Here is a 539-nt window from a genome sequence, read left to right as displayed (position 1 = left end):
CGGCTCAGGTTTCGCCGCGCATGGGCCGCATGAGGGCGCCGAGGAGGAAGCCGAGCTGCCCGCAGACCAGGAGGGCGAGGCCGCGCCGCATGCTCCCGCCGGTGCTGAGGTGGTGGACGTACACCCCGTAGGCCAGCTCGCCCGCCACAACCGGCAGGAACGCCAGCAGCCACCACACCGAGCCGAACCGGCCCAGACCCAGCCCGAGCAGCGCGTTCAGCAACAGACCCTTCATCGCCGCCCGTCCCCGTCCCCGCCTGGGTCGGGTGGTAGACCGATCCCGAAGCCCGCGCCATCGGCCCGGGCCTGCCTCAGCGTTCGTCCCACACCCGCCGCAGCGGAGACCTCACCGGCTGCCGCGCTGGGCCAGCACCGCCGGGATGGTGCGCAGCATGATCGCGATGTCCCGGCGCAGGCTCCAGCGGCTGGCATAATCCAGATCCAGCGCCACCCGCTCGGCGTAGCTCGTGTCCGAGCGGCCCGACACCTGCCACAGCCCGGTCACCCCGGGGGGCACGGCAAAGCAGGTCTGGAACGCG

2 protein-coding genes are annotated in these 539 nt (G+C 72.9%); both read right to left on the bottom strand.

Annotation, left to right across the window (positions count from 1 at the left end; genetic code table 11):
- Positions 1–4: 4 nt before the first annotated feature.
- Complete coding sequence (locus OXS27_RS32455; protein WP_267361765.1) at positions 5–235, bottom strand: hypothetical protein; 231 nt, start codon at positions 233–235, stop codon at positions 5–7.
- Between the two features lie 111 nt (positions 236–346).
- Positions 347–539: sugar transferase (locus tag OXS27_RS32450; RefSeq protein WP_267361764.1), on the bottom strand; the 193-nt coding region annotated here is incomplete at its 5' end.

This window comes from Methylobacterium sp. GC_Met_3 (assembly GCF_026540775.1).
Taxonomy (GTDB): domain Bacteria; phylum Pseudomonadota; class Alphaproteobacteria; order Rhizobiales; family Beijerinckiaceae; genus Methylobacterium.
Note: the sequence above shows the minus strand (reverse complement) of the source record. Positions and strands in the feature narration are given on the sequence as shown.

What these genes read in the sequence shown, in the direction of transcription:
- OXS27_RS32455 (WP_267361765.1), bottom strand. Translation starts at nt 235, where the DNA reads ATGAAGGGTCTGTTGCTGAACGCGCTGCTCGGGCTGGGTCTGGGCCGG.